This is a genomic window from Citrobacter sp. CK195 (assembly GCF_030333365.1).
Lineage (GTDB): Bacteria > Pseudomonadota > Gammaproteobacteria > Enterobacterales > Enterobacteriaceae > Citrobacter_B > Citrobacter_B koseri.
In genome coordinates this window covers 322,936-349,612 of record NZ_JAOWGB010000023.1, presented here as the reverse complement: position 1 = coordinate 349,612, position 26,677 = coordinate 322,936, and the positions used below count along the sequence as shown (strand labels likewise).

Sequence of the window (26,677 nt, the reverse complement as noted above, 5' to 3'; positions counted from 1 at the left end):
CGATATTCACGGTAAAAATCATTCTCCTGACAGCCATCATGTCAGTAACACCTTCTGGTGGACGTTTTGTGTCTACATTCTTACGACTTGCGGACTCGTTCACATAACTTTGATCTGATTACTTCTTATACAACCGATAAGTCCAGTACACTTAAGGTGGAGATAAAACAAACAGGAGGTGGTGAATATGTATCGTTCTATTCTGGTGCCGATTGATATCTCAGAAGCCAGCTTGACCCGTCAGATCATCCCGCAGGTTGAGGCGCATGCTAAAACCGCAAAGGTGCATTTTTTGGCCGTAATACCTTCTGTCCCGTTCTATGCCTCACTGGGTCTGGCCTACTCCAGCGAGTTCCCGGATAGAAGCGGTCTTCAGTCAAAGGCCGCCGTCAAACTGGAGGAAATTGTTAAACAATTCAATATCCCCGAGGGCAGGAGCCAGTCCCATGTTGTCTACGGCCCGCCCAAAGATCAGATCCTCAAACTGGCGGATGCGGTAGAAGCCGACCTGATTATCATTGCGTCGCATCAACCGGGTTTCAGCACCTATCTGCTGGGTTCAACTGCTGCGGCCGTTGTTCGCCATGCAAACTGCCCTGTTCTGGTTGTACGCTAATACCGCTCGCTAACCCTGGCGAAAACGGGAGCCAACAGGCTCCCGTTCTTGTATCACATCTGTTTTCTGATGAATGACTCCCGATAAAAACAGCCTTATAAAACGAATGGTTGAATCATTAAATGATAATGGTTATCATTCTCTCGCTGTAAATACCTTAGCGCCTAATACAGGTATTGAAAGCACGACATTGCTCACATTGCTTCCAGTATGATTTTGCCCGCACTCTGTTGCGGGCTTTTTTTGCCAGAGTATTCATGCTCTCAGGGAAAAGGGCATGTGAGTCGTTAAACATTAAAAGGATATTTATGAACATAAAGAGAGTTGCCGGCACGATTTCAATCGTATTGTTGACGGCTTGTGTCGACTCAGAAGTACAACCCGCGCCCTCTTCCGCCAGCCCAATTTGTCAGGGATTCGGCTGTGTAAAAACTCCCGGAAAACTTCCCAGCCGCGCCGCCACCCATAAACCGACAAAAGAAGAAAGAAACCGTGTGATCCGGGGCGAGAAACCCGATTTTGGCTCCGAAGAGTGGAGTGTCGGGGGTACGCTGCCTGGCTGGTGATTGCAGGTGCAGAGTCGTCACTCTCACAACACGCCATTCTACTGACATAAAAAAACGGGAACTGACAGGTTCCCGTTCTTGTTTATCCTCAGGTGCATATTTACAGATACCCGGCGATATAACCGGAGATCATACGCACAAGATAAGGCCACCCGGCCATGACAAGCAGCATCAGCAGCGCGATAAGCAGCCCCGTTAATACTGACCGAATGCGTTCATGTTCCGTGCCCATTTTCACCTCCCCTGACCGCAGAAAATGAATGACTAAATTCCCAATAGCACGAACACATGACAGGTTTATGACGGCATTATTGACCAGTAACCGCCCGGAGGCGGTTTGAAACCAGAAAGCGAGCTATTCGCCGTTACTCTCAATCGCGTTTTCCTTCTTCCCATACAGGGCCGGCTTGCCTGCTGGTCGGGTCTTAAAGCGACGGTGTAGCCACATATATTGTTCAGGAGCCAGGCTGATTGCGCGTTCAATCGCCCGATTCATTCTGGTCGCAACGGTTTCCTTGCCCTCGTCATACAGTTCATGGCCGATATCCGGGAGGATGATCAGCTCATACCCTCTTCCATCCGCTCGGCGTCGGGGAACAAAAGGAACAACCGCCGGGCGCGCGCTTCTGACAAGCATGTAACTGCCTGCGGTAGTCGCCGCATCGGGAACATCAAAAAAAGGAACAAACACGCTGTTACGAGCGCCATAGTCATGATCAGGTGCATACCAGACAATCTCACCTTGTTTGAGCACTCGTATCATGCCTTTTAAATCATAGCGATCGAGCATGGTTTTATTTGAGCGAAGACGTCCCCGCGTCTGCAACCAGTCATACAGCGCGTTATTGTTCGGCCTGTATACGCCAATGCCCGGATTGAGCATCCCAAATATGCGCGCCCCAAGTTCAAGAGTAAGAAAGTGCATACCGATGAGAAGCACGCCTTTATTTTCAGCTCGCGCACTTTCCATATGTTCATAACCCGTAACCGTAAACCATTTGCGTAAACGCCTGTCTGACCAGAACCAGGCGATACCGGTTTCAAGTACCCCCATGCCTACCGACTCAAAATTTTTAATCAGTAATTTCTCACGCTCCTTCGCAGGTAACGCCTTAAAGCAAAGTTCCAGGTTGCGACGGGCTATTGTTACCCTGCGAGGCAATGCGCGCATGGCCACTCTCCCCAGACAAGCGCCAAGCCTGAGCAGAATGGGATAAGGCAGCAAAACAGCACATCGTAAGAAGAAAATACCCAGCCATAGCAGCCAGTAGCGAGGATGAAAAAAAGCGAATGAAAATGTTGGGAGTCTCGTCATTGAGTAAAATACGTTCCGATTTACTGATAACTGCGGTGTTAGCTATCTGACTATTACAAAGAGGGGAAAACTAAAGCCCCGGTTAGCACAAAAAGTCTATAAAAAGACGAAAAAGTCGTTTTGTCATTTTTTGCGACTTATCCCCTGCTCACCGCGAGGTCGTAAAAACGTCATTTACCTTTTCGCCGCCACATGACCGATCGGACAATTTCAGGTCTATTCATTAAGCACAATTGAGGTTATGTTATTACATAACTTTTAGTGAGAAGGGTAATCATCAGATGAAAGTCAGAAACATATTCGCCATATCACTGGCAGCCTCGTCGTTCAGTTGCCTGGCATTCAAATCGCCGCCCAACGTAGTACCCGGTACGGCTCCTGATAACGTTCGCACACTCGAAAGTAAGATTCTGGGAAGTTTTTACAGTCAGCATGGTACTGAGCCGCAGACAACATTTTTGGGAACCTGTGATGCTTCACCCGTTCCAGGTTGTTCATGCCCGTTTTGCACAATGCTCCGTAGCCATATTCGCTGATGGGCTAAACGTCTGAGCCACTGGCAGATGCACATCTTCCCCGTCTGGAGACTTGCGAAGTAGCGTCTTAATCCTCTGCGGGTTCGACATTCAAAAAACAAGTTCGAATGCTAATAATAAAAAACGGGAACCCTCAGGCTCCCGTTCTTGTTTAACCCAGAAACTGGATTACATATTTGCGATGATCGCGTCGCCAAACTCTGAACATTTCAGCAGCTTAGCGCCTTCCATCAGACGTTCGAAATCGTAAGTGACAGTCTTCGCGGCAATCGCGCCTTCCATCCCTTTGACGATCAGATCTGCGGCTTCGAACCACTGCATGTGGCGCAGCATCATCTCAGCAGACAGAATGATGGAGCCCGGGTTAACTTTATCCTGGCCCGCGTACTTCGGCGCAGTGCCGTGAGTCGCTTCGAACAGCGCGCACTCGTCACCGATGTTCGCGCCCGGCGCGATACCGATACCGCCAACCTGCGCCGCCAGGGCGTCAGAGATGTAGTCGCCGTTCAGGTTCATACAGGCAATCACGTCGTACTCAGCCGGACGCAGCAGGATCTGTTGCAGGAACGCATCGGCGATCACGTCTTTAATCACGATCTCTTTGCCGGTGTTCGGGTTCTTGATTTTGACCCACGGGCCGCCGTCGATCAGCTCGCCGCCGAATTCATCACGCGCTAACTGGTAGCCCCAGTCTTTAAACGCGCCTTCGGTGAACTTCATGATGTTGCCTTTGTGAACCAGGGTCACAGAATCACGGTCGTTAGCGATGGCATATTCAATCGCCGCACGCACCAGACGTTTGGTCCCTTCTTCGGAACACGGCTTAATACCGATACCACAGTGTTCAGGGAAGCGAATTTTCTTCACGCCCATCTCTTCACGCAGGAATTTGATCACTTTCTCGGCATCCGCAGAGTCGGCTTTCCATTCGATACCTGCATAAATATCTTCAGCGTTTTCGCGGAAGATGACCATGTCGGTCAGTTCAGGGTGTTTAACCGGGCTTGGGGTGCCCTGATAGTAACGAACCGGACGCAGACACACGTACAGGTCGAGTTCCTGACGCAGCGCCACGTTCAGGGAACGAATACCGCCGCCGACCGGGGTAGTCAGAGGGCCTTTGATGGCCACGCGGTAATCACGAATCAGATCCAGGGTTTCAGCAGGCAGCCAGACATCCTGGCCATAAACCTGAGTGGATTTTTCACCGGTGTAAATTTCCATCCAGGAGATTTTACGCTCGCCTTTATAGGCTTTCTCGACAGCGGCATCGACCACTTTGAGCATGGCTGGGGTTACATCAACACCGATACCGTCGCCTTCAATGAACGGGATAATCGGATTTTCAGGAACGTTGAGTTTGCCGTTTTGCAGGGTGATCTTCTTACCTTCCGCCGGAACAACTACTTTGCTTTCCATTCACCTCTCCTTCGAGCGCTTCTGGTTTGCTCGTCTGTCATCACGCTGCATGTGCGTTTGCGTCCTGCGACACGGATGCATTAGAGCAACTTTTTTGTTAATGATTTGTAATGAGCGTGTCAATACTACCCTATTGTTTGCTGCCATGAAAGACACTCGTTATTAGGCTATAATGCGGCAATTGATAAGCCCTGAAAATACCATGCAAAAAACTTCTTTTAGAAATCACCGGGTTGAGCGATTCAGCTCACGACAAGTCACTAAGCGGCGGAAAGAAAACCAGCCAAAACGCGTGGTTTTGTTCAATAAACCTTACGATGTTTTGCCGCAATTTACGGATGAGGCCGGGCGCAGCACATTAAAAGACTATATTCCTGTCCAGGGCGTCTATGCAGCAGGTCGTCTGGACAGGGACAGCGAAGGTCTTCTGGTGCTCACCAACGATGGCGCATTGCAGGCTCGTCTGACGCAGCCCGGCAAACGTACCGGTAAGATTTATTACGTTCAGGTTGAAGGCGAACCCACCGCAGAAGCGCTGGAAGCCCTGCGCAATGGCGTGACGCTCAATGATGGCCCCACTCTGCCTGCGGGCATTGAGGTAGTGGACGAACCCGAATGGCTGTGGCCGAGAACGCCGCCGATTCGCGAACGAAAAAGTATTCCCACCCGCTGGCTCAAAGTGACCTTATATGAAGGCCGTAACCGTCAGGTACGGCGTATGACGGCGCACGTCGGCTACCCTACGCTGCGACTGATCCGCTACGCAATGGGCAACTACACGCTGGATAATCTTGCCAACGGCGAATGGCGAGACGCTACCGATTAAGGAAAAACCATGTTCAAACCGCACGTCACCGTTGCCTGCATCGTCCATGCAGAAGGTCAATTCCTCGTGGTGGAAGAGACCATTAACGGCAAAGCGCTCTGGAATCAGCCAGCCGGACACCTGGAAGCCGACGAAACGCTGGTGGAAGCCGCCGCGCGCGAACTCTGGGAAGAAACAGGGATTACCGCGCAACCCCAGCACTTTATTCGTCTGCATCAATGGATCGCGCCGGACAACACGCCGTTCCTGCGTTTCCTGTTCTCCATTGAGCTTGCCAGGATGTGCGCTACTGAACCTCACGACAACGACATTGACTGCTGTCGCTGGGTCAGCGCCGACGCGATCCTCAACGCCCCTAACCTGCGTTCGCCGCTGGTTGCCGAGAGCATTCGTTGCTGGCAAAACGGGCAATGTTATCCGCTGGCGATCATCGGCGAATTTAACTGGCCGTTTACAGAGGGTGTCAAGTAAAAGGGCTGCGTGATAGAATACGCCGCCTTGAAGTTCAATGTCGTGAGTATTCCAATGTCAGAAAGCCCAAAAAAAGTGATCGTCGGCATGTCCGGCGGTGTCGACTCCTCCGTTTCCGCCTGGCTGTTGCAACAACAGGGCTACCAGGTAGAAGGCCTGTTCATGAAGAACTGGGAAGAGGACGACGGTGAGGAATATTGCACAGCGGCAGCCGACCTGGCTGATGCGCAGGCCGTTTGCGACAAACTTGGCATTGAACTGCATACCGTAAACTTTGCCGCAGAATACTGGGACAACGTTTTTGAACTCTTCCTGGAAGAGTACAAAGCGGGCCGCACGCCGAACCCGGATATTCTGTGTAATAAAGAGATCAAATTTAAAGCCTTCCTCGAATTTGCCGCTGAGGACCTGGGCGCTGATTATATCGCCACCGGTCACTACGTCCGTCGCGCGGATGTGGACGGCAAAAGCCGCCTGCTGCGCGGGCTCGACGGTAACAAAGATCAGAGCTACTTCCTTTACACACTCGGCCATGAGCAGATCGCCCAAAGCCTGTTCCCGGTCGGTGAACTGGAAAAACCGCAGGTACGCAAAATTGCCGAAGACCTCGGTCTGATCACCGCGAAGAAAAAAGACTCTACCGGCATCTGCTTTATCGGCGAACGTAAATTCCGCGAGTTCCTCGGTCGCTATCTCCCGGCGCAGCCAGGAAGAATCATCACCGTAGACGGCGACGAAATCGGTCAGCACCAGGGGCTGATGTACCACACGCTGGGCCAACGTAAAGGTCTGGGTATCGGTGGCACCAAAGAAGGCACCGAAGATCCGTGGTACGTGGTCGATAAAGATGTCGAGAATAACATTCTGGTTGTCGCTCAGGGTCATGAGCATCCACGTCTGATGTCCGTCGGCCTGATTGCCCAACAGCTTCACTGGGTCGATCGCGAACCGTTTAGCGGCCCCTTGCGCTGCACGGTGAAAACCCGCTACCGCCAGACCGACATTCCGTGCACCGTGAAAGCGCTGGATGACGAACGCATTGAAGTGATTTTTGATGAGCCGGTAGCCGCAGTAACGCCGGGTCAGTCGGCTGTCTTTTATAACGGAGAAGTGTGCCTCGGCGGCGGTATTATCGAGCAGCGCCTGCCCCTGCCGGTATAATTATTCTCTATAACTGATACAAGGAAGCAGTGATCGTGGCAAAGAATTATTATGACATCACCCTCGCACTGGCAGGCATTTGCCAGTCAGCACGCCTGGTGCAACAGCTGGCGCACCAGGGGCACTGTGATGCCGATGCGCTACACGTTTCACTGAACAGCGTTATCGATATGAACCCCAGCTCTACGCTGGGCGTATTCGGCGGCAGCGAAGCGAACCTTCGCCTCGGTCTGGAAACCCTGCTCGGCGTCCTGAATGCCAGTAGCCGCCAGGGGCTGAACGCAGAGCTGACGCGCTATACGCTGAGCCTGATGGTGCTGGAGCGCAAACTGTCAGCCGCCAAAGGCGCGCTGGACATGCTGGGCGAGCGCATTAACGGCTTACAGCGTCAGCTTGACCATTTTGACCTGCAATCAGAAACGCTGATGAGCGCGATGGCCGGTATTTATGTCGATGTCATCAGCCCGCTGGGGCCGCGCATTCAGGTGACGGGCTCACCCGCCGTGCTGCAAAGCCCGCAGGTGCAGGCAAAAGTTCGCGCCTCGCTTCTGGCCGGTATCCGTGCCGCAGTGCTCTGGCACCAGGTCGGCGGTGGCCGCCTGCAATTAATGTTTTCTCGTAATCGCCTGACCACTCAGGCAAAACAAATTCTTGCTCATTTAACCCCGGAGTTGTGATCTATGGAATTATCCTCACTGACCGCCGTTTCCCCTGTCGATGGACGCTACGGCGATAAAGTCAGCGCGCTGCGCGGGATTTTCAGCGAATACGGTTTGCTGAAATTCCGTGTACAGGTTGAAGTACGCTGGCTGCAAAAACTGGCCGCGCACGCAGCGATCAAGGAAGTTCCTGCTTTTGCTGCCGACGCAAACGGTTTCCTGGATACGATCGTCGCGAACTTCAATGAAGAAGATGCCGCGCGTATCAAAACCATTGAGCGCACGACAAACCACGACGTGAAGGCAGTTGAGTATTTCCTGAAAGAAAAAGTGGCGGATATCCCGGAACTGCATGCGGTTTCTGAGTTCATCCACTTCGCCTGTACTTCTGAAGACATCAACAACCTGTCTCATGCGCTGATGCTGAAAACCGCACGCGACGAAGTGATCCTGCCGTACTGGCGTCAGCTGATCGACGCGGTCAAAGATCTGTCCGTTCAGTATCGCGACATTCCCCTGCTCTCCCGTACCCACGGTCAACCGGCTACGCCGTCCACGATGGGGAAAGAGATGGCTAACGTGGCTTACCGTATGGAACGCCAGTTCCGTCAGTTAAACCAGGTGGAAATCCTTGGTAAAATCAACGGCGCGGTCGGTAACTATAACGCCCACATTGCCGCTTACCCGGAAGTGGACTGGCACCATTTCAGCGAAGAGTTTGTGACATCGCTGGGTATCCAGTGGAACCCGTACACCACACAGATTGAACCGCATGACTACATCGCAGAGCTGTTTGACTGTGTCGCGCGCTTTAACACCATCCTGATTGACTTCGATCGCGACGTCTGGGGTTATATCGCGCTCAACCACTTCAAACAGAGAACCATCGCGGGTGAAATTGGTTCTTCCACCATGCCGCACAAGGTTAACCCGATTGACTTCGAAAACTCCGAAGGCAACCTGGGGCTGGCTAACGCCGTACTGCAACACCTGGCAAGCAAACTGCCGGTTTCCCGCTGGCAGCGCGACCTGACGGACTCCACCGTGCTGCGTAACCTGGGCGTCGGTATTGGCTATGCGTTGATCGCGTATCAGTCCACCCTGAAAGGCGTAAGCAAACTGGAAGTGAACCGCGATCGTCTGCTGGATGAACTGGATCACAACTGGGAAGTGCTGGCAGAGCCGATCCAGACCGTAATGCGCCGCTACGGCATTGAGAAACCGTACGAGAAGCTGAAAGAGTTAACGCGCGGCAAACGTGTTGACGCCGAAGGCATGAAGCAGTTTATCGACAGTCTGGCCCTGCCGGAAGAAGAGAAAACGCGCCTGAAGGCGATGACCCCGGCCAACTATATTGGTCGCGCCATCACTATGGTTGACGAGCTGAAGTAATCCCCCCTGCCGGATAGCGATGCTAACGCATCTTATCCGGCCGATATTCAGCGCCCCCAAAATCCATACCGAAAACCAATAAAAAGCCCACTTCAGTGGGCTACTCTGCTATGGATTCACGCCATATTTCACTCTGAAATCATCTTCCATCTTTTCACAGGCCCCGGCAATAAATTGCCCTTGGGATGCAGAATTTGATTTTTTATTTTGAGTCGACCAGCAATAACTTATCGCATCTCTTGCTGCTTGCTTTTCTTTTCCTTCAGGCGTTGAGCCAACATAAAAGCCAAAACCTAAAAATGCGACGATGCATATGATGGCGATTAAAAAGATAGTTTTCATACGCCCACCACTCAAGAATTGTCGTTAGCGCACTTCACAGATTTAAGCGACTCCAGTTGCTTAAGTCTCACCTGGGCTTTTTTACGCGCTTCGTTCTTCGCCATCCCATTACCGATGCCAAAGTCACCCAACACACCGAGAACAGTACGCCCGTCAAATTGACCGGTTGATTCGATCTCACTCTGGACACTATGAGTTTTCGCGATTTCTTGTTTTATTGCTGTGCAGTCTAATGCTGTGGATTCTTCACCTGTTACTGCTGGGGCCTGTGGGTACTGTTTAGTTGCACACCCCACCAAAAGGACCATAGCCACCGCTACCACCATTATTTTTTCATTCCATGTTTCCTTTGATTGCAATCGGAAACATCTTATCAGGGATCAGCATTATGGGAAATGTACAGACAGGAGAGGAGCAACCGCATGAATCGAGTTTTGTGGGAATTGACCGAAGAGACAGTAAGTGGTCAGTTTCAGATTAGACACATTGATCCGTTGTGCCGAGCAGGTACAATCCGCGACGGATGGCAACATATCAACGATCTCCAGCCTGCCGTAGTTGCGTTCTTGCATATGGCACGGCGGATGAACCTAAACATCGGGTTTTCATTAAGCTATGGCTGCTAACAAATCTATCTGAAAGATGATATTATCCACAGAAAATCTGAAACGTATTTGTAGGTTGAACGGAGGGGTAGCATGCACAACAATACATTGATTTTAAAAAATGTTTTTCGAATTTCATATGTATTGATAGTGATTTGTGGAATGATCAAAGCTATGCTTTTTGATCTTGATACTACATTGTTTGTTATGATTGTAATTCTGATTATACCTGCTGTCTTTGATGTTGATTCAACACTATCAAACTTATGCAAGAAGTCAACGGAAGATAATAAATGATTTTTCTGACATCGTTATGGTTTTCATTAATTTTCTTATCTTTATTTGATTTTGTCAGCCTGTCATTGATTAATGCTCTTTCCGTTATTCTTTGGGTTATATCCTGTTTAGCTTTTATCAGAAAAAACAGTGAATTTGGTGTAATTTCACTGGTAGTTCTATTTTCATTTAGTGTAACTGGTATTGTTTGTACTTATGCAGAAACTGGGGCTTTGTTAAGCGAGATACATCAATTTGCATTTTTGACAGGTGCAACGTCAAGAATTATGGCCGTATGCTACTTCGTGATGCTCAGCGCTTTTTATTCTTATAAAATAACAGGATCAATAAAGTTCATTTACGGTAATATATCACATATTTCAAATGAAATAATAATTAAAATGTTAACCATTATCGTAATGGTTCTTGTATTGTTAATGCTTTATTTCAGAATTAGATATGGTTCCCCCAATGATTATGGGGTTGACAGGTTTTATTACTGGAATAACATAGCGCCTAAATGGGGAGAGTATGCAAAATTTATATTACAACAACTATCGTTTTTAGTTGGTGTTTTATACGCAGTAAAGAGAAATAAATTTTATATTTTCCTATATTTTATATCAGTATTATCTCAATATTTTACTGGCGAAAAATTTACAGGGCTTTTCCTGTCAACAATTTTCTTTTTTGTTCCATTGGTTGTAGTTCGCCAGATTAATTTATGGAGAATTTTATTCAATCCCAAAACTATAGCAATGATGTTGATTGGCTCTGGCTTGCTTATGATAACAGCCTTCCTTAGCTATTTAGCTATTAGTGGAAGTGATGCAAGCGAAAGGCTTCTTAATAGATTTGTTTTGCAAGCCCAGATGTGGTGGGCAGTAGATTACTACTCTAGTGGTGGGTTTTCTGGGCTGGATAATATTTTAACTCATATGCTTGGTTTTGGCGCAGAAGACAATTATCAAGGGATAAAATACCTTATGAGTATTGTCGCACCAGCAGATGTCTATAACATATTTATGGACAGAGGAATCACTTTTACTATGGCTGGCCCTGTAAATCTTATCTACTTCTTTGGATTTCCATTGTGCTTACTTCCGGCAATCATCATTGGATGGATAACAGGTCTTTCATTTCGAGTGGTAATTGAGTCAATCAAAGTTGGTGATATGATATTATGCCTGTTATCAATCAAGCTGTATTATGTCATGATTAGAGTTCTGACAATGGCTGATGTGCATCAGTTATTTGAGATGAAAACCATAGCCTGTATATTTGTTTTTATATCATATTGCATAGTATCTGCGTTGCTAGTAAGAAGAAAACTAGCATAATGACATTGCAGCGGGGCATGTGTGCCCCGCTTTTCAATTATTATGCTACTCCACCAAATCCTCGCCATGTTCCTGGGGTGCCAGAGGACACACCCACTCCAGCGCTCCAGCAGCCAACACATTGGTATTGTATACAATAGATCCTTGCAGATACCGGCCGGAAGTTGGCGCAGCAGTGCCCCACTCAACTGATGGAAGTACAGCTATACCTGAGGTGAACCATGTCACAGGTAATTTTTAACGAAGAGTGGGTTGTTGAGTCCAGACTTACCGAAAGAACAGGACTTACTGAAGGACAAATTAAAAATTATCGCCTGAAGCTATGGGTTGAAGGTGTGCACTTCAAGCGCCTTACTGCGCTTGGACAGACTGACAACTCTAAAGGTCTGCTTTGGTACAACTACCCGAAGATTAATCAGTTAGTTCAGGATGCTTAATGAAATACCCGACTGGTGTTGAACTGCACAACGGAAAAATCAGAATCACATTTATCTATCGCGGCATTCGTTGCCGCGAAGCTCTCCAGGGTTGGGTTGTCAACAGTAGCAACATTAAAAAAGCAGGCAATCTGCACGCGGCAATTGTGAGTGAGATACAACTCGGTAAGTTCGACTACGCAGATCGTTTCCCGGAATCAAAAGCTCTTAAGAAATTTTCGTCCACAAAACGGATCTCCACATTCAAAGAACTGAGTGATTTTTTTACAGATACAAAGTCACTGGAGGTATCTGAAGCCACTTTGCTATCCATCACATCAGTCGTTAACACCCTGAAACGAGTAGTGGGCGAGAACACGCGGCTGGTTGATATTCAGCACGCAGATATTCTGAATTACCGCAAAGAACTCCTGACCGGGGAAGTTTTCAACCCTTCAATGCCAAACCGCATCAAAAATGGGCGCGCGCCCTCAACAGTCAATAAACAGATGGCTGTTTTATCAGAAATGCTGAAGCTTGCAAACCGAAGCCAGTTTATATTGCATGCTCCTTATGAAGGAGTGTCGCGACTCAAGTTATCTAAAAATGATCCCGATCCACTTTTACTTCATGAGTACCAGGCACTGATAGCCGCCCTTCCCCGTAGCCAGGCATTAATCATCATTATTGCAGTACATACAGGGATGAGGCCCCCAAGGGCGAGGGAGTATGAAAAAAGTCATTTAATTTCATAGCGCTGGTTTCAATCCACACAATCAGCGTTAAACTACTAATACCGTTAATTTAGGGAGAAAAGATGATGCGCGTACTGGTTGTCGAAGATAATGCCTTATTACGCCACCACCTGAAGGTTCAATTACAGGATTTGGGGCACCAGGTTGATGACGCAGAAGATGCAAAGGAAGCCGATTATTATCTTAACGAGCATCTGCCGGACATCGCCATCGTCGATTTAGGCCTCCCGGATGAAGACGGGCTTTCGCTGATCCGCCGCTGGCGCAGCAATGACGTTTCCCTTCCTGTTCTGGTATTAACCGCCCGTGAAGGCTGGCAGGATAAAGTGGAAGTGCTGAGCGCCGGCGCCGACGACTACGTGACAAAACCGTTTCATATTGAAGAAGTGGTCGCGCGTATGCAGGCGTTAATGCGCCGCAACAGCGGTCTGGCCTCGCAGGTTATCTCTATTCCGCCTTTTCAGGTGGATCTCTCCCGCCGTGAATTGTCCGTAAATGATGAAGTGATAAAACTGACGGCGTTTGAATACACCATTATGGAAACGCTGATCCGCAATAATGGCAAAGTCGTCAGTAAAGATTCGTTGATGCTACAGCTCTACCCGGATGCGGAACTACGTGAAAGCCATACCATTGATGTATTAATGGGGCGCTTACGCAAAAAAATTCAGGCGCGATATCCTGATGATGTGATTACCACCGTCCGTGGTCAGGGATACCTGTTCGAACTGCGCTAATGAATAAATTACTGCGTCATCTTTTTCCTTTATCGCTGCGCCTGCGCTTTCTGCTGGCGACGGCAGGCGTTGTGCTGGTGCTCTCTCTGGCCTACGGCATGGTCGCACTGGTTGGCTATAGCGTCAGTTTTGATAAGACAACCTTTCGCCTGTTACGCGGTGAGAGCAACCTTTTCTACACCCTCGCGTCATGGCAAAACAATAAAATCAATATCGAGATCCCGGAAAATCTCGATATGCAAAGCCCCACGATGACACTGATCTATGATGAGAACGGCAAGTTGTTATGGGCGCAGCGCAACGTTCCCTGGCTGGAGAAACGTATCCAGCCGGAATGGCTGAAAGCCAACGGTTTTCATGAAATTGAAGCCGATGTCGACGCCACCAGCACGTTGCTGAGTGAAGATCATTCCGCCCAACAGCAGCTCAAAGAGGTGCGGGAAGATGACGACGATGCGGAAATGACCCACTCCGTGGCGGTGAATGTCTATCCGGCTACCGCGCGGATGCCGCAACTGACGATAGTGGTTGTCGATACTATCCCCATCGAGCTGAAACGCTCGTATATGGTCTGGAGCTGGTTTATTTATGTGCTGGCGGCAAACCTGCTGTTAGTCATCCCGTTGCTCTGGGTCGCCGCGTGGTGGAGTTTACGCCCTATCGAAGCGCTGGCGCGTGAAGTGCGCGAGCTGGAAGAACACCACCGAGAAATGCTCAACCCGGAAACCACGCGGGAACTGACCAGTCTGGTGCGCAACCTCAACCGGCTGCTAAAGAGCGAACGTGAGCGTTATGATAAATACCGCACCACGTTAACCGACCTCACCCATAGTCTGAAAACGCCGCTGGCGGTATTGCAGAGCACCCTGCGTTCAATGCGCAGCGAAAAAATGAGCGTCAGCGACGCCGAACCGGTCATGCTGGAACAGATCAGCCGTATCTCCCAGCAGATCGGTTATTACCTGCATCGAGCCAGCATGCGCGGAAGCGGCGTGTTACTCAGTCGCGAGCTGCACCCCGTAGCGCCGTTACTGGACAATCTCACCTGCGCGCTCAATAAGGTGTATCAGCGTAAAGGGGTCAACATTAGCCTCGATATTTCGCCGGAAATCAGCTTCGTCGGCGAGCAGAATGACTTTATTGAAGTGATGGGCAACGTGCTGGATAACGCCTGTAAATACTGCCTGGAGTTTGTCGAAATTTCAGCCCGGCAGACCGATGAGCATCTGCATATTCTGGTGGAAGACGACGGCCCGGGCATTCCGCAAAGCAAGCGTGATGTGGTTTTCGATCGCGGTCAGCGCATTGACACCCTGCGACCAGGGCAAGGCGTGGGGCTGGCGGTCGCCCGTGAGATCACTGAGCAATATGACGGGAAGATCGTCGCCGGTGACAGTTTGCTCGGCGGAGCGCGGATGGAGGTGATTTTTGGTCGCCAGCACCCGATTCAGCGCGATGAATGACGCTGGCGTGTAATATTTATGTATGTTCTTCACCGCATGTCGTTAAGCATCCGTTATAATCGGTGTCAGATACCAGCCTGCGGATAATCAACATGGAATATCAATTAACACTTAACTGGCCCGAATTTCTTGAACGCCACTGGCAAAAACGCCCGGTGGTGTTAAAACGTGGGTTCAACAACTTTATTGATCCGCTCTCCCCTGACGAACTGGCGGGACTGGCGATGGAAAGCGAAGTCGATAGCCGTCTGGTCAGCCATCAGGATGGTAAATGGCAGGTCAGCCACGGCCCGTTCGAGAGTTACGACCACCTCGGCGAGAACAACTGGTCGCTGCTGGTTCAGGCCGTAAACCACTGGCATGAACCTACCGCTGCGCTGATGCGCCCTTTCCGCGCGTTGCCAGACTGGCGTATTGACGATCTGATGATCTCCTTTTCCGTCCCTGGCGGCGGCGTGGGTCCGCATCTGGATCAGTACGATGTCTTTATCATTCAGGGAACCGGTCGCCGCCGCTGGCGCGTAGGCGAGAAGCTGCAACTGAAGCAGCATTGCCCTCACCCGGACCTGCTCCAGGTCGATCCTTTTGAAGCCATCATTGATGAAGAGCTGGAGCCCGGCGATATTCTGTATATCCCACCCGGATTCCCGCACGAAGGCTACGCGCTGGAAAACGCGATGAACTACTCGGTTGGTTTCCGCGCGCCGAATACGCGTGAACTGATCAGCGGTTTTGCCGACTACGTTCTGCAACGCGAGCTGGGCAGCACCTATTACAGCGACCCGGATATCCCGCCGCGCGAGCATCCTGCCGACGTTCTGCCGCAGGAGATGGACAAGCTGCGTGAAATGATGCTCGACCTGATCAATCAGCCTGAACACTTTAAACAGTGGTTTGGCGAATTTATCTCCCAGTCTCGTCACGAACTGGACATCGCGCCGCCGGAACCGCCGTATCAGCCGGATGAGATCTATGATGCGCTGAAACAAGGCGATGTGCTGGTGCGTCTGGGCGGCTTACGCGTCCTGCGCATTGGCGATGAGGTCTACGCCAACGGTGAGAAGATTGATTCTCCGCACCGCCCGGCGCTGGAGGCGCTCTCCAGTCACATCGTGCTGACCGCCGAGAATTTTGGCGATGCGCTGGAAGACCCGTCGTTCCTCGCGATGCTGGCCGCGCTGGTCAACAGCGGGTACTGGTTCTTCGAAGGGTAATAAGTTATTGCGATTGAGCCTGATGGCAACGCTAGCGCGTTTTATCAGGCCTACACACGGTAGGCCTGATAAGCGAAGCGCCATCACACCACGGCACCATTACTGCTGCTTCGCAGTTAGCTCCGCAATACGCACAATCACCTGCACCGCTTTCTCCATCCCTTCCAGCGTCACAAACTCGTGCTTGCCATGATAGTTATAGCCGCCGGTAAAGAGGTTCGGGCACGGTAAGCCCATAAACGAAAGCTGGGCGCCGTCAGTGCCGCCACGAATCGGCTTCATATCCGGCACAATATCGCAGTCACGCATTGCCTGCTGTGCAATATCGAGAATATGTGGGTGTTCGACCACTTTCTCACGCATATTGTAATAGCTGTCTTCGATCACCAGCTCAATGTAGCAGTCCGGGTGCAGCCCCTTCCCGACCTTTTTAGCGATCTCCATCATTTTGCGCTTGCGGGCTTCAAACTGTTTGCGGTCGAAATCGCGAATGATGTAGTGCATATCCGCACGATCAACGGTGCCTTTCATACTCGCCAGATGGTAGAAGCCTTCATAGCCTTCGGTCGTCTCCGGGCTCTCATCCGCCGGAACCTCGGCATGAATACGCGCCGCCAGCGACAGCGCATTCACCATCACGCCCTTCGCCGTACCGGGGTGTACGTTATTGCCCACGATTTTGATATTCACGGAGGCCGCATTGAAGTTTTCAAACTCCAGTTCCCCTACGCCGCCGCCATCAACGGTATAAGCCCACTGCGCGCCGAAAGCCTCAACGTCAAAATGTTTTGCCCCTTTCCCGACCTCTTCATCCGGCGTAAAGGCCACGCGAATATCACCGTGCGGAATGTCTTTCTGTTTCAGTACCGCCAGCGCGGTCATGATTTCCGCCACGCCCGCTTTGTCGTCAGCACCCAGCAGCGTTTTCCCGTCAGTGGTGATCAGCGTCTGCCCCAGCAGTTGATGCAGAACCGGGAACATCACCGGCGACAGCACCTCATCGCCGATCCCTAGCGCAATATCGCCACCACGGTAGTTTTCCACAATCTGCGGATTCACATTTTTACCGCTGAAATCAGGTGAGGTATCCACATGAGAGATAAAACCAATCGCGGGGATATCGCCAGCAACGTTGGCTGGCAGCGTCGCCATGACGGTCCCTTTGTCACTTAACGTGACGTTCACCAGCCCCATTTCTTCGAGCTGTTGTTTGAGCAAATGTAATAATTTCCACTGGCCCTCAGTGCTGGGCACTTGCCGTACGCCCGCCTTTGATTGGGTATCCAGCGACACGTAGTGTAAAAAACGCTCAAGTAGTTTATCCATGCAGTCACCCTCACTTTTCGTGACAACATTATTAATAAGCAAGAAAAGACAAATATTGCGTCAGGTCACTTTTATCCCTGCAAACGAGAATATTTCGCGTAGACACTTTTTCTGACTATAAAGCTAAGCCAGTAATTCGCAACAAGGATTGGCGATTTTAGCGGTTTGCCGTAGAATGACCGCCCTCATTAAGAGTCACCAAGGTGGTTAACCACAAACCCCGCATCGGTCAGCCATCCGTTGCGTCTACATGGGACAGAGTAAAAAATTGAATAAACAACCGCGTTCGCTTTCACCGCTGGTACAACTGGCGGGAATTCGCAAAAGCTTCGACGGAAAAGAGGTCATTTCTAATCTGAATCTGACCATCAATAACGGCGAATTCCTCACGCTGCTTGGCCCCTCTGGCTGCGGTAAAACAACCGTTCTGCGCCTGATTGCCGGTCTGGAAAATGTTGATGCCGGTCATATCATGTTGGATAACCAGGACATCACCGACGTTCCAGCGGAACACCGCTATGTGAACACCGTCTTTCAAAGCTATGCGTTATTCCCCCACATGACCGTATTTGAAAATGTGGCTTTCGGTTTACGCATGCAGAAAACCCCCGCCGCCGAGATTACCCCTCGCGTCACCGACGCTCTGCGCATGGTGCAACTGGAAGAGTTTGCGCAGCGAAAGCCGCATCAGCTTTCCGGCGGGCAGCAGCAGCGTGTGGCCATCGCCCGCGCCGTCGTCAATAAACCGCGTTTATTGCTGCTGGATGAATCCCTCTCCGCGCTGGATTACAAGCTGCGAAAGCAGATGCAGAACGAACTGAAAGCGTTGCAGCGTAAGCTGGGCATCACTTTTGTGTTCGTTACGCACGATCAGGAAGAAGCGCTGACCATGTCTGACCGTATCGTGGTGATGCGCGACGGCATTATTGAGCAGGACGGCACGCCGCGAGAAATCTATGAGGAGCCGAAAAACCTGTTCGTCGCCGGATTCATTGGCGAAATCAACATGTTTAACGCCACGGTAATTGAACGTCTGGACGAACAACGCGTACGCGCCAATGTAGAAGGACGCGAGTGCAATATTTATGTTAACTTTGCCGTCGTTCCTGGTCAGAAACTGAACGTACTGTTACGCCCGGAAGATCTGCGCGTTGATGAAATTAACGATGATAACCACATTGAAGGTCTCATCGGCTACGTGCGCGAGCGCAACTACAAAGGTATGACGCTGGAGTCCGTCGTCGAACTGGAAAATGGCAAAATGGTGATGGTCAGCGAATTCTTCAATGAAGACGATCCTGACTTCGACCACTCTCTCGACCAAAAAATGGCCATTAATTGGGTAGAAAGCTGGGAGGTCGTACTGGCTGATGAAGAACACAAGTAAATTCCAGAATGTGGTGATTGTCACTGTCGTTGGTTGGCTTGTGTTGTTTGTCTTTCTGCCCAACCTGATGATTATTGGTACCAGCTTTTTGACCCGTGATGACGCGAACTTCGTCAAAATGGTCTTTACGCTGGATAACTACGCTCGTTTGCTCGATCCGCTCTATTTTGAGGTATTGCTGCATTCCCTCAATATGGCGCTCATTGCCACCTTCGCCTGCCTGGTGCTCGGCTATCCCTTTGCCTGGTTTCTGGCGAAACTGCCGGAAAAAGTGCGTCCGCTGCTGCTGTTTTTGCTGATCGTGCCGTTCTGGACCAACTCGCTGATCCGTATTTACGGCCTGAAAATTTTTCTCAGCACCAAGGGCTATCTCAACGAGTTCCTGCTGTGGCTGGGTGTGATTGACGCCCCGATCCGCATCATGTTCACGCCGGGCGCGGTCATTATCGGTCTGGTCTATATCCTGCTGCCGTTTATGGTGATGCCGCTCTACTCCAGCATTGAAAAACTGGATAAGCCGCTGCTGGAGGCCGCCCGCGATCTGGGCGCCAGTAAATTGCAGACCTTTATTCGCATTATTATTCCACTGACCATGCCGGGGATCATCGCCGGGTGTCTACTGGTGATGCTGCCGGCGATGGGGCTGTTCTATGTCTCTGACCTGATGGGTGGAGCAAAGAACCTGCTGATTGGTAACGTTATTAAGGTTCAGTTCCTGAACATTCGCGACTGGCCGTTTGGCGCAGCCACCAGCATTACGCTGACGATTGTGATGGGCCTGATGCTGCTGGTTTACTGGCGCGCATCGCGGCTGCTGAATAAGAAGGTGGAACTCGAATGATCGGTCGACTGCTTCGTGGCGGTTTTATGACCGCTATCTACGCGTACCTGTATATTCCAATCATCATCTTGATTGTGAACTCCTTTAACAGTTCGCGCTTTGGCATCAACTGGCAGGGCTTTACCACCAACTGGTACAGCCTGCTGATGAATAACGACAGCCTGTTGCAGGCGGCACAGCACTCGCTGACGATGGCAGTGTTCTCGGCCACCTTTGCCACGATCATCGGCTCGCTAACGGCAGTGGCGCTGTATCGCTATCGTTTTCGCGGTAAACCGTTTGTCAGCGGCATGCTGTTCGTCGTCATGATGTCGCCGGATATTGTAATGGCGATTTCACTGCTGGTGCTGTTTATGCTGCTCGGCATCCAGTTGGGCTTCTGGTCGTTGCTGTTTTCGCATATCACCTTTTGCCTGCCCTTCGTGGTCGTTACCGTTTACTCGCGCCTGAAAGGGTTTGACGTGCGGATGCTGGAAGCGGCAAAAGACCTGGGAGCCAGTGAAGTCACGATTTTGCGTAAGATCATTCTGCCGCTGGCAATGCCTGCGGTCGCGGCTGGCTGGTTGCTCAGTTTCACCCTGTCGATGGATGACGTGGTGGTTTCGTCATTCGTCACCGGGCCTGGCTATGAGATTCTGCCATTAAAAATTTACTCAATGGTAAAAGTCGGCGTTTCGCCGGAAGTTAACGCGCTGGCAACGATTTTGTTGGTTCTGTCGCTGGTTATGGTCATCGCCAGCCAGCTTATTGCTCGTGATAAAACCAAGGGCCGTTGAGGCCCACTATTCAGGGGACGTTAAATGAAAAAATGGTCACGCCACCTGCTCGCGGCGGGTGCTCTGGCACTGGGCATGAGCGCCGCTCACGCTGATGACAACAACACGCTCTATTTCTACAACTGGACCGAGTATGTTCCACCAGGACTGCTGGAACAGTTCACTAAAGAGACGGGCATTAAGGTTATCTATTCGACCTACGAGTCGAATGAAACCATGTATGCCAAGCTGAAAACGTATAAAGACGGCGCCTACGACCTGGTGGTGCCTTCCACCTATTACGTCGATAAAATGCGTAAAGAGGGCATGATCCAGAAGATCGACAAAACGAAGTTAACCAACTTCCACAACCTCGATCCTGAAATGCTCAACAAACCGTTTGACCCGAATAACGACTACTCCATCCCGTATATCTGGGGCGCAACGGCAATTGGCGTTAACAGCGACGAAATTGACCCGAAAACCGTCACCAGTTGGGCTGACCTGTGGAAGCCTGAGTATAAAGGCGGCCTGCTGCTGACTGACGATGCGCGTGAAGTGTTCCAGATGGCGCTGCGTAAGCTGGGTTACTCCGGCAACACCACCGATCCTAAAGAGATTGAAGCGGCGTATAACGAACTGAAAAAACTGATGCCAAACGTGGCGGCGTTCAACTCCGACAACCCGGCTAACCCGTATATGGAAGGCGAAGTCAACCTGGGGATGGTGTGGAACGGTTCTGCGTACGTTGCACGTCAGGCGGGGACGCCGCTTGAGGTTATCTGGCCGAAAGAAGGCGGTATTTTCTGGATGGACAGCCTTTCTATTCCGGCGAACGCCAAAAACAAAGAAGGCGCGCTGAAGCTGATCAACTTCCTGCTGCGCCCGGATGTGGCGAAAGAAGTGGCGGAAACCATCGGTTATCCGACGCCGAACCTGGCCGCACGTAAGCTGTTAAGTCCTGAAGTGGCAAATGATAAATCACTCTACCCTGATGCCGACACCATCAATAAAGGGGAATGGCAGAACGATGTGGGTTCCGCCAGTGCTATCTATGAAGAGTATTATCAGAAGCTGAAAGCGGGACGCTAATTCAGCGTTGTAAAGAATGCCCGATGGCGCTGCGCTTATCGGGCCTGGATAAATGCAAACCGTAGGCCGGATAAGGCATTCACCGCCATCCGGCAAAAAAATCACAGTCCTTTCAATAATTTCTCAATAAACGCCGGTACAACCTGGCTTGCCGGGCCATAATATTTCTCTTCAAACTCGCTGCCGACCTGGCTTGGTTCAAGATTTAGCTCGACCGTATGCGCGCCGTGCAGGCGGGCCTCATGCACAAACCCGGCAGCCGGATAAACATGCCCGGATGTTCCGATAGCGATAAACACATCCGCCATCGCCAGCGCCATATAGATCTCATCCATGCCAAGCGGCATTTCACCAAACCACACGACGTGCGGGCGAAGCGAAGCCGGGAACTGGCAGCAGTGGCACTTATCGTCTGAAGTCACATCGCCCGTCCAGTCCAGAATTTGCCCGCTCTGGGAGCAGCGCACTTTCAACAGCTCGCCGTGCATGTGAATGATATTCTTGTTGCCCGCGCGTTCATGCAGATTATCGATATTTTGCGTCACCAGCAGGAAACGATCGCCCAGCGCCTCTTCCAGTTTTGCCAGCGCGACATGCGCCGGGTTGGGCTGAATCTCAGGCCGCTGCAACTGCTGACGGCGGGCGTTGTAAAATGACTGAACCAGTTCTGGATCGCGGGCAAACCCTTCCGGGGTCGCCACATCCTCTACCCGATGCTCTTCCCAGAGACCATCAGCGGCGCGAAATGTACGAATGCCGGATTCGGCAGAGATTCCCGCTCCAGTAAGAACTAATACTCTTGGTTTTTCCATCATTTCCGGCACCACTCTGTCTCTGAAAAAGATTCGCTGACGCAGGCGTTCACGCAAATGGCGTTTGTTTTTACGAAAACGGCTTAATCGATGAGCCCGACGCGACTGCATAACAACCTCTTTTGATTAATCGGTAAGATGTAAGAAGGCAGCGCCGCGCATCCCGCCCGCATCACCGTGTCGCGCCCGTTCAATACGCGGTACACGAGCAACAGGAAGGAGATGACGTGGCAACCTGTCTGCCAGTTGCGTTGTTATAGCAGTGAAGTTTGATAATCCTCCCCCAATCACCACCAGATCGGGATCGACGATCGTGAGGATATTCCCCAGGCAGACCGCCAGTAAATCCAGGTAACGTTCAACATGCGCACGCGCGCGTTCATCACCTTGCTCCCACAAAGCAATAATCTCCGGCGCCTGTAGAGGTTGATGATAGTAATGCTGATACAGCCACGCAAACCCGCGGCCGGAAAGATAATTTTCGATGCAGCCCAGTTGACCGCAGCCGCAGCGACGCAGAGGAAAATCGAACCCCATCAGGGTGAGCGCATCGACAGGCAAACGCATATGACCAAACTCGCCGGTAATATAGCTGCGACCGGTGATCGGCTTACCGTTGAGCACCAGTCCGCCGCCTACGCCCGTCCCGAGGATAAGCCCCATGACCAGCGGGTACTGCGTGAACTCATCATCCCAGGCTTCCGACAGTGCAAAGCAGTTCGCGTCGTTATCCAGGCGAACATCACGATCCAGCCGGGCGCTGAGATCGGCGCGGAGCGGTTTACCGCTGGCGGCCGGAACATTGGCGGCATACAGCGTTCCGTCTTCCGTTTCCGGCATCCCGGGAATACCAATGCCCACGGAACCTTTTACGTCAAACCGCTGGTCGGCTTCCGCCACCAGATCGCAGACCGCCGTTAAAAAAGCCTCATAGCCTTCGCGTGGCGTCGGTACGCGTTTTTCCCAGCGCAAACGTCGCTCGTTATCAAACACGCCTAAGGCAATTTTTGTCCCGCCAATGTCAAACCCGTAATACATCACGCACCGCTCCTTGTTCTTATGTACTGCGACTACTGGCCGCTTAACACTCTCGCGGGGTCAATATTGCTGGCGCGTCGTGCCGGATACCAGCTCGCCAACAAGCTCAGCAACAATGCCGTAACCAGTACGTAAATAACGTCCAGCCAGTGTAATTCGGATGGCAGGAAGTCGATAAAATAGATGTCTCCAGAAAGGAACTGATGCCCTATCAGCTTTTCGATGCCTTCAATGATAGGAGTCAGTTGCAATGAGACGACCACGCCAATCGCCACACCGCACAGACTGCCGAGCAGACCCGCCAGCAGCCCATACCAGACGAAAATGGCGCGGATTAGGCCATCTTTCGCCCCTAAGGTTCTTAATACCGCGATATCGCCGCTCTTATCTTTTACCGCCATCACCAGCGTCGAAACGATGTTGAAGCAGGCCACGCCGATCACCAGCACCATCGCCAGATACATGATGGCGCGGATCATCTGAATATCATGGTACATATAGCCGTAAGTACCGATCCAGCTCTTAATGTAAACGTAACTGTCGGTCACTTCGCCAGCGTCCCGTACCAATTTATTGGCGTTAAAGACATCGTTGACCTTAATCGCGATGCCGGACACGCTGGCCCCCATATCCAGGTACTGCTGCGCGTCTTCCATAGGGATCATGGCAAAGCTGTGATCGAGCTGACCGCTCAGTTGCAGAATCCCCGTCACATGCAGACGCACTCGCTTAGGCTGCTGCAATTTATGATCGGCGCTGGCATTGGGGATCATGATCGACACCCAGTCGCCCTGCTTCACTTTCAGCGCATCGGCAACGCCCTTGCCAATGATGATCTGCTGCTCGCCCGCCCTGAAGTTATCCCAGGCATGGTTTTGCACAAACGACGGCAGCGCGCTCAAGCGCTGTTCCTGTTTCGGGTCCACGCCCTTCACCTGGATTGCACGCAGATTCGCCCCGCTCTCCACCAGCCCGGTAAAGTTGATATAGGGCGCTGCCGCTGCAATCCCCTGTACGTGCTGCACTTTTTCCAGCGCTTCGCGCCAGTGAGTCCACGGCTGATTCACCGCTTCAATTTCACCATGCGGCACCACGGCCAGAATACGGTTGTTCAGCTCGCGCTCGAAACCGTTCATCGCGCTTAAACCGACAATCAGTACCGCCACGCCCAGCGCGATGCCGATAGTCGAGATAACGGAAATCAGCGACACCATACCGCCGCGTCGACGACCACGACTAAAGCGCAAGCCGATCAATAACGATAAAGGCGAAGCCATTACTCAGCTCCCATCAGGCTCAGTTCTGCCGTCAGCAGACCGTCGCGCATTTCAAGCTGACGGCTCATTCGCTTCGCCAGCTGCAAATCGTGAGTCACCACCAGAAACGCCGTTCCCTGAGCGCGATTGAGTTCACCCAGAAGCTGGAAAATACTGTCGGCATTGCGCGCATCCAGGTTGCCGGTCGGTTCATCCGCCAGCACCAGGCGCGGATTGTTGACCAGCGCTCGGGCGATGGCGACACGCTGACGCTCGCCGCCGGAAAGTTCGGATGGACGATGGTTAGCACGGTGATCCAGCCCCACCGCCTGCAACATTTCACGCGCCCGCTCGGTAATTTCAGCCGGTTTTTTCTTGCCGATCAGCAGCGGCATCGCGACGTTTTCCAGCGCGGTGAAATCCGGCAGCAGGTGATGGAACTGATAAATAAAGCCAAGCTTCTGGTTGCGCAGTTCCGCTTTCGCCGCCGACGAGAGTTTGCTCATCGGCTGGCCGCTAAAAATGACATCGCCCGACGTCGGCGTATCCAGGCCGCCCAGCAGGTGCAGAAGCGTACTTTTCCCGGAGCCGGAGCTGCCGACAATCGCCATCATTTCGCCTTCGCCAATGCTGAAGCTGACATCGTGCAGCACGTCGGTTTGCACGGAGCCTTCCTGATAGCGTTTGCACAGGTTGTCGCATTGCAACAGGATCTTATTCATAACGTAAAGCCTCAGCGGGTTGGGTGGCGGCAGCGCGCCAGGAAGGATACAGCGTGGACAATAACGCGATGGCCATCGCCACCAGCGCAATAACAACAACCTGTAGCGGTTCAATCGCCACCGGCAGCGCAGCGCCATCCAGGAATGCGCCAATGATCGGCATCAGGTTATTCAGTTGGCTGGCCAGCAATGCGCCCAGCACCGCCCCCAGCAGCGCGCCGATAATCCCGGCGCTGGCGCCCTGAACCATAAACACCATCATGATCTGGCGCGGCGTCAGCCCTTGGGTTTGTAAAATAGCCACTTCGCCCTGCTTCTCCATCACCATCAAACCTAACGAAGTAATAATATTAAACGCCGCCACGGCGACGATCAGGCTTAACAGCAAACCCATCATGTTTTTTTCCATGCGCACGGCCTGGAACAGTTCGCCTTTTCGCTCACGCCAGTCCTGCCATTTCGTCCCCTCTGGCAACGTCTGCTGGCTGAGGGTATCCACCTTCAGCGGCTCATTGAGCCACAAGCGCCAGCCGGTGATATTGCCCGCCGGGTAGCGCATCAGGCGCGACGCATCCTGAATATTGGTCAGCATCTGGTAGCCATCCACTTCGCTGTTCGCCGCGAAGGTGCCAATCACCGTAAACAGGCGCTGGCTCGGCAGCCGTCCCATTGGTGTGAACTGGCTGGCGGAAGGCACCATCACGCGAATTTGATCGCCGCGATTGACGCCCAACTGCCCGGCAAGCTGCTCGCCGAGGATGACATTATACTTGCCCGGTTCAAGAGAGGTTTGCTTCACATTGACCAGATACGGCGTTAAGGGATCTTTTTGCGCCGGGTCGATACCCAGCATCACGCCCACGGCGACGCTACGCGCGCTTTGCAGCACGACATCTCCCGTGGTAAGCGGCGCGATACGATTGACGCCATTCAACGTAACCGCTTTTTCGGGTATCTGCTGTGGATTAAGGGAGCCCTGCTCAGACGAGAGAATTGCCTGCGGCATCAGGCCAAGGATGTTGTTTTGCAGTTCACGTTCAAAACCATTCATCACCGACAATACCGTGACCAGCGCCATCACCCCGAGAGTAATGCCAATGGTGGAAAGCCAGGAGACGAAACGACCGAAACGATCTGCTGCACGCCCACGCATATAACGCAGGCCAATAAATAGAGCGACAGGTTGGTACATGAAATCCGTCTGGTTGCTGTTAGCAAAGCCCTGAGTATATAAGCGAAAGCGGAATGGGTAAATGACTGAACCGTAAGTGTTCGTCAGCGTAATTCTGAAAAGTATCAAGAAATCAACTTCCTGAAGATACCTGCCTTGATACTCACC

28 protein-coding genes are annotated in these 26,677 nt (G+C 51.6%); 17 read left to right on the top strand and 11 right to left on the bottom strand.

Annotated elements, in window-relative coordinates:
- Nucleotides 1-187: 187 nt before the first annotated feature.
- Together uspF and OGX93_RS10190 are read left to right on the top strand one after the other, a co-directional pair.
- Nucleotides 188-616, top strand: coding sequence for a universal stress protein UspF (gene uspF, locus OGX93_RS10195; RefSeq protein ID WP_012132695.1), 429 nt, complete (start codon nt 188-190; stop codon nt 614-616).
- A gap of 308 nt (nt 617-924) precedes the next feature.
- The gene (locus OGX93_RS10190) at nt 925-1,182 is read left to right on the top strand and encodes a hypothetical protein (protein WP_130028435.1); all 258 of its coding nucleotides are present in this window, start codon (nt 925-927) and stop codon (nt 1,180-1,182) included.
- Nucleotides 1,183-1,282: 100 nt separating this feature from the next.
- Here OGX93_RS10190 and OGX93_RS10185 read toward each other — a convergent pair whose 3' ends face one another.
- The 3 genes from OGX93_RS10185 to icd form a co-directional block, all read right to left on the bottom strand.
- Nucleotides 1,283-1,414: a hypothetical protein gene (locus OGX93_RS10185; protein WP_012132696.1), complete on the bottom strand. Its 132-nt coding sequence runs from the start codon at nt 1,412-1,414 to the stop codon at nt 1,283-1,285.
- A gap of 123 nt (nt 1,415-1,537) precedes the next feature.
- Nucleotides 1,538-2,497, bottom strand: a complete 960-nt coding sequence (locus OGX93_RS10180) for a Kdo(2)-lipid IV(A) acyltransferase (RefSeq protein ID WP_024130404.1) — start codon at nt 2,495-2,497, stop codon at nt 1,538-1,540.
- Nucleotides 2,498-3,201: 704 nt separating this feature from the next.
- Nucleotides 3,202-4,452, bottom strand: a complete 1,251-nt coding sequence (icd, locus tag OGX93_RS10175; protein ID WP_047457457.1) for an NADP-dependent isocitrate dehydrogenase — start codon at nt 4,450-4,452, stop codon at nt 3,202-3,204.
- Between the two features lie 172 nt (nt 4,453-4,624).
- Here icd and rluE point away from each other — a divergent pair, with 172 nt between their 5' ends.
- The 5 genes from rluE to purB are packed head-to-tail and all read left to right on the top strand — an operon-like array spanning nt 4,625 to nt 8,961.
- Complete coding sequence (gene rluE / locus OGX93_RS10170; RefSeq protein WP_047457460.1) at nt 4,625-5,278, top strand: 23S rRNA pseudouridine(2457) synthase RluE; 654 nt, start codon at nt 4,625-4,627, stop codon at nt 5,276-5,278.
- Between the two features lie 9 nt (nt 5,279-5,287).
- Complete coding sequence (locus OGX93_RS10165; protein WP_286449630.1) at nt 5,288-5,749, top strand: NUDIX hydrolase; 462 nt, start codon at nt 5,288-5,290, stop codon at nt 5,747-5,749.
- Nucleotides 5,750-5,803: 54 nt separating this feature from the next.
- The gene (gene mnmA / locus OGX93_RS10160) at nt 5,804-6,910 is read left to right on the top strand and encodes a tRNA 2-thiouridine(34) synthase MnmA (protein WP_199971513.1); all 1,107 of its coding nucleotides are present in this window, start codon (nt 5,804-5,806) and stop codon (nt 6,908-6,910) included.
- A 35-nt stretch (nt 6,911-6,945) separates the two neighbouring features.
- On the top strand, nt 6,946-7,587 hold the full coding sequence (hflD, locus tag OGX93_RS10155; RefSeq protein ID WP_024130407.1) for a high frequency lysogenization protein HflD: 642 nt from the start codon (nt 6,946-6,948) through the stop codon (nt 7,585-7,587).
- 3 nt (nt 7,588-7,590) lie between these two features.
- On the top strand, nt 7,591-8,961 hold the full coding sequence (purB, locus tag OGX93_RS10150; RefSeq protein WP_012132704.1) for an adenylosuccinate lyase: 1,371 nt from the start codon (nt 7,591-7,593) through the stop codon (nt 8,959-8,961).
- Between the two features lie 108 nt (nt 8,962-9,069).
- Here purB and OGX93_RS10145 read toward each other — a convergent pair whose 3' ends face one another.
- Both OGX93_RS10145 and OGX93_RS10140 read right to left on the bottom strand, forming a co-directional pair.
- The gene (locus tag OGX93_RS10145) at nt 9,070-9,303 is read right to left on the bottom strand and encodes a hypothetical protein (protein ID WP_134769466.1); all 234 of its coding nucleotides are present in this window, start codon (nt 9,301-9,303) and stop codon (nt 9,070-9,072) included.
- Between the two features lie 11 nt (nt 9,304-9,314).
- Nucleotides 9,315-9,629: a hypothetical protein gene (locus tag OGX93_RS10140; RefSeq protein WP_286449645.1), complete on the bottom strand. Its 315-nt coding sequence runs from the start codon at nt 9,627-9,629 to the stop codon at nt 9,315-9,317.
- A gap of 572 nt (nt 9,630-10,201) precedes the next feature.
- On the opposite strand from OGX93_RS10140, the gene OGX93_RS10135 reads away from it, so the two are divergent.
- From OGX93_RS10135 to roxA, 6 genes are all read left to right on the top strand, one after another.
- On the top strand, nt 10,202-11,524 hold the full coding sequence (locus OGX93_RS10135) for a DUF6418 domain-containing protein (protein ID WP_286449631.1): 1,323 nt from the start codon (nt 10,202-10,204) through the stop codon (nt 11,522-11,524).
- Nucleotides 11,525-11,745: 221 nt separating this feature from the next.
- A complete protein-coding gene (gene xisR, locus OGX93_RS10130) occupies nt 11,746-11,961 on the top strand; it encodes an excisionase family protein (RefSeq protein ID WP_104868789.1) in 216 nt (71 codons plus the stop codon).
- A complete protein-coding gene (locus OGX93_RS10125; protein WP_286449632.1) occupies nt 11,961-12,695 on the top strand; it encodes an Arm DNA-binding domain-containing protein in 735 nt (244 codons plus the stop codon). Before xisR ends, OGX93_RS10125 begins: the two co-directional genes overlap by 1 nt.
- 65 nt (nt 12,696-12,760) lie before the next feature.
- A complete protein-coding gene (phoP, locus tag OGX93_RS10120) occupies nt 12,761-13,432 on the top strand; it encodes a two-component system response regulator PhoP (RefSeq protein WP_024130426.1) in 672 nt (223 codons plus the stop codon).
- Nucleotides 13,432-14,895: a two-component system sensor histidine kinase PhoQ gene (phoQ, locus tag OGX93_RS10115; protein WP_219935630.1), complete on the top strand. Its 1,464-nt coding sequence runs from the start codon at nt 13,432-13,434 to the stop codon at nt 14,893-14,895. The genes phoP and phoQ overlap by 1 nt, the downstream gene beginning before the upstream one ends.
- 92 nt (nt 14,896-14,987) lie before the next feature.
- Nucleotides 14,988-16,109: a [50S ribosomal protein L16]-arginine 3-hydroxylase gene (gene roxA, locus OGX93_RS10110; protein WP_047457471.1), complete on the top strand. Its 1,122-nt coding sequence runs from the start codon at nt 14,988-14,990 to the stop codon at nt 16,107-16,109.
- 99 nt (nt 16,110-16,208) lie between these two features.
- Here the strand turns inward: roxA and pepT are convergent, their stop codons facing one another.
- Nucleotides 16,209-17,435 (bottom strand): peptidase T, encoded by a 1,227-nt coding sequence (gene pepT, locus OGX93_RS10105; protein ID WP_047457474.1) that lies wholly within the window; start codon nt 17,433-17,435, stop codon nt 16,209-16,211.
- A 250-nt stretch (nt 17,436-17,685) separates the two neighbouring features.
- On the opposite strand from pepT, the gene potA reads away from it, so the two are divergent.
- Genes potA through potD form a run of 4 tightly spaced genes read left to right on the top strand, consistent with a single transcriptional unit; the run spans nt 17,686 to nt 21,510 of the window.
- Nucleotides 17,686-18,822 (top strand): spermidine/putrescine ABC transporter ATP-binding protein PotA, encoded by a 1,137-nt coding sequence (gene potA / locus OGX93_RS10100; protein ID WP_012132791.1) that lies wholly within the window; start codon nt 17,686-17,688, stop codon nt 18,820-18,822.
- Nucleotides 18,806-19,663 carry a spermidine/putrescine ABC transporter permease PotB gene (gene potB, locus OGX93_RS10095; RefSeq protein WP_049011765.1) on the top strand — a complete coding sequence of 286 codons (858 nt, stop codon included), beginning with the start codon at nt 18,806-18,808 and terminating at the stop codon, nt 19,661-19,663. The genes potA and potB overlap by 17 nt, the downstream gene beginning before the upstream one ends.
- The gene (gene potC / locus OGX93_RS10090; RefSeq protein WP_012132793.1) at nt 19,660-20,439 is read left to right on the top strand and encodes a spermidine/putrescine ABC transporter permease PotC; all 780 of its coding nucleotides are present in this window, start codon (nt 19,660-19,662) and stop codon (nt 20,437-20,439) included. The genes potB and potC overlap by 4 nt, the downstream gene beginning before the upstream one ends.
- Nucleotides 20,440-20,463: 24 nt before the next feature.
- Nucleotides 20,464-21,510, top strand: coding sequence for a spermidine/putrescine ABC transporter substrate-binding protein PotD (potD, locus tag OGX93_RS10085; protein ID WP_071258216.1), 1,047 nt, complete (start codon nt 20,464-20,466; stop codon nt 21,508-21,510).
- 101 nt (nt 21,511-21,611) lie between these two features.
- Here the strand turns inward: potD and cobB are convergent, their stop codons facing one another.
- The 5 genes from cobB to lolC are packed head-to-tail and all read right to left on the bottom strand — an operon-like array spanning nt 21,612 to nt 26,530.
- Complete coding sequence (gene cobB, locus OGX93_RS10080) at nt 21,612-22,433, bottom strand: Sir2 family NAD+-dependent deacetylase (RefSeq protein ID WP_047457485.1); 822 nt, start codon at nt 22,431-22,433, stop codon at nt 21,612-21,614.
- A 15-nt stretch (nt 22,434-22,448) separates the two neighbouring features.
- On the bottom strand, nt 22,449-23,360 hold the full coding sequence (nagK, locus tag OGX93_RS10075; protein WP_110494339.1) for an N-acetylglucosamine kinase: 912 nt from the start codon (nt 23,358-23,360) through the stop codon (nt 22,449-22,451).
- 32 nt (nt 23,361-23,392) lie between these two features.
- Entirely contained in the window at nt 23,393-24,637 is a 1,245-nt protein-coding gene (gene lolE / locus OGX93_RS10070; protein WP_024130429.1) for a lipoprotein-releasing ABC transporter permease subunit LolE, read from the bottom strand.
- Nucleotides 24,637-25,338 carry a lipoprotein-releasing ABC transporter ATP-binding protein LolD gene (gene lolD / locus OGX93_RS10065; RefSeq protein WP_012132798.1) on the bottom strand — a complete coding sequence of 234 codons (702 nt, stop codon included), beginning with the start codon at nt 25,336-25,338 and terminating at the stop codon, nt 24,637-24,639. Before lolD ends, lolE begins: the two co-directional genes overlap by 1 nt.
- On the bottom strand, nt 25,331-26,530 hold the full coding sequence (gene lolC / locus OGX93_RS10060) for a lipoprotein-releasing ABC transporter permease subunit LolC (protein ID WP_024130430.1): 1,200 nt from the start codon (nt 26,528-26,530) through the stop codon (nt 25,331-25,333). Before lolC ends, lolD begins: the two co-directional genes overlap by 8 nt.
- Nucleotides 26,531-26,677 lie beyond the last annotated feature (147 nt).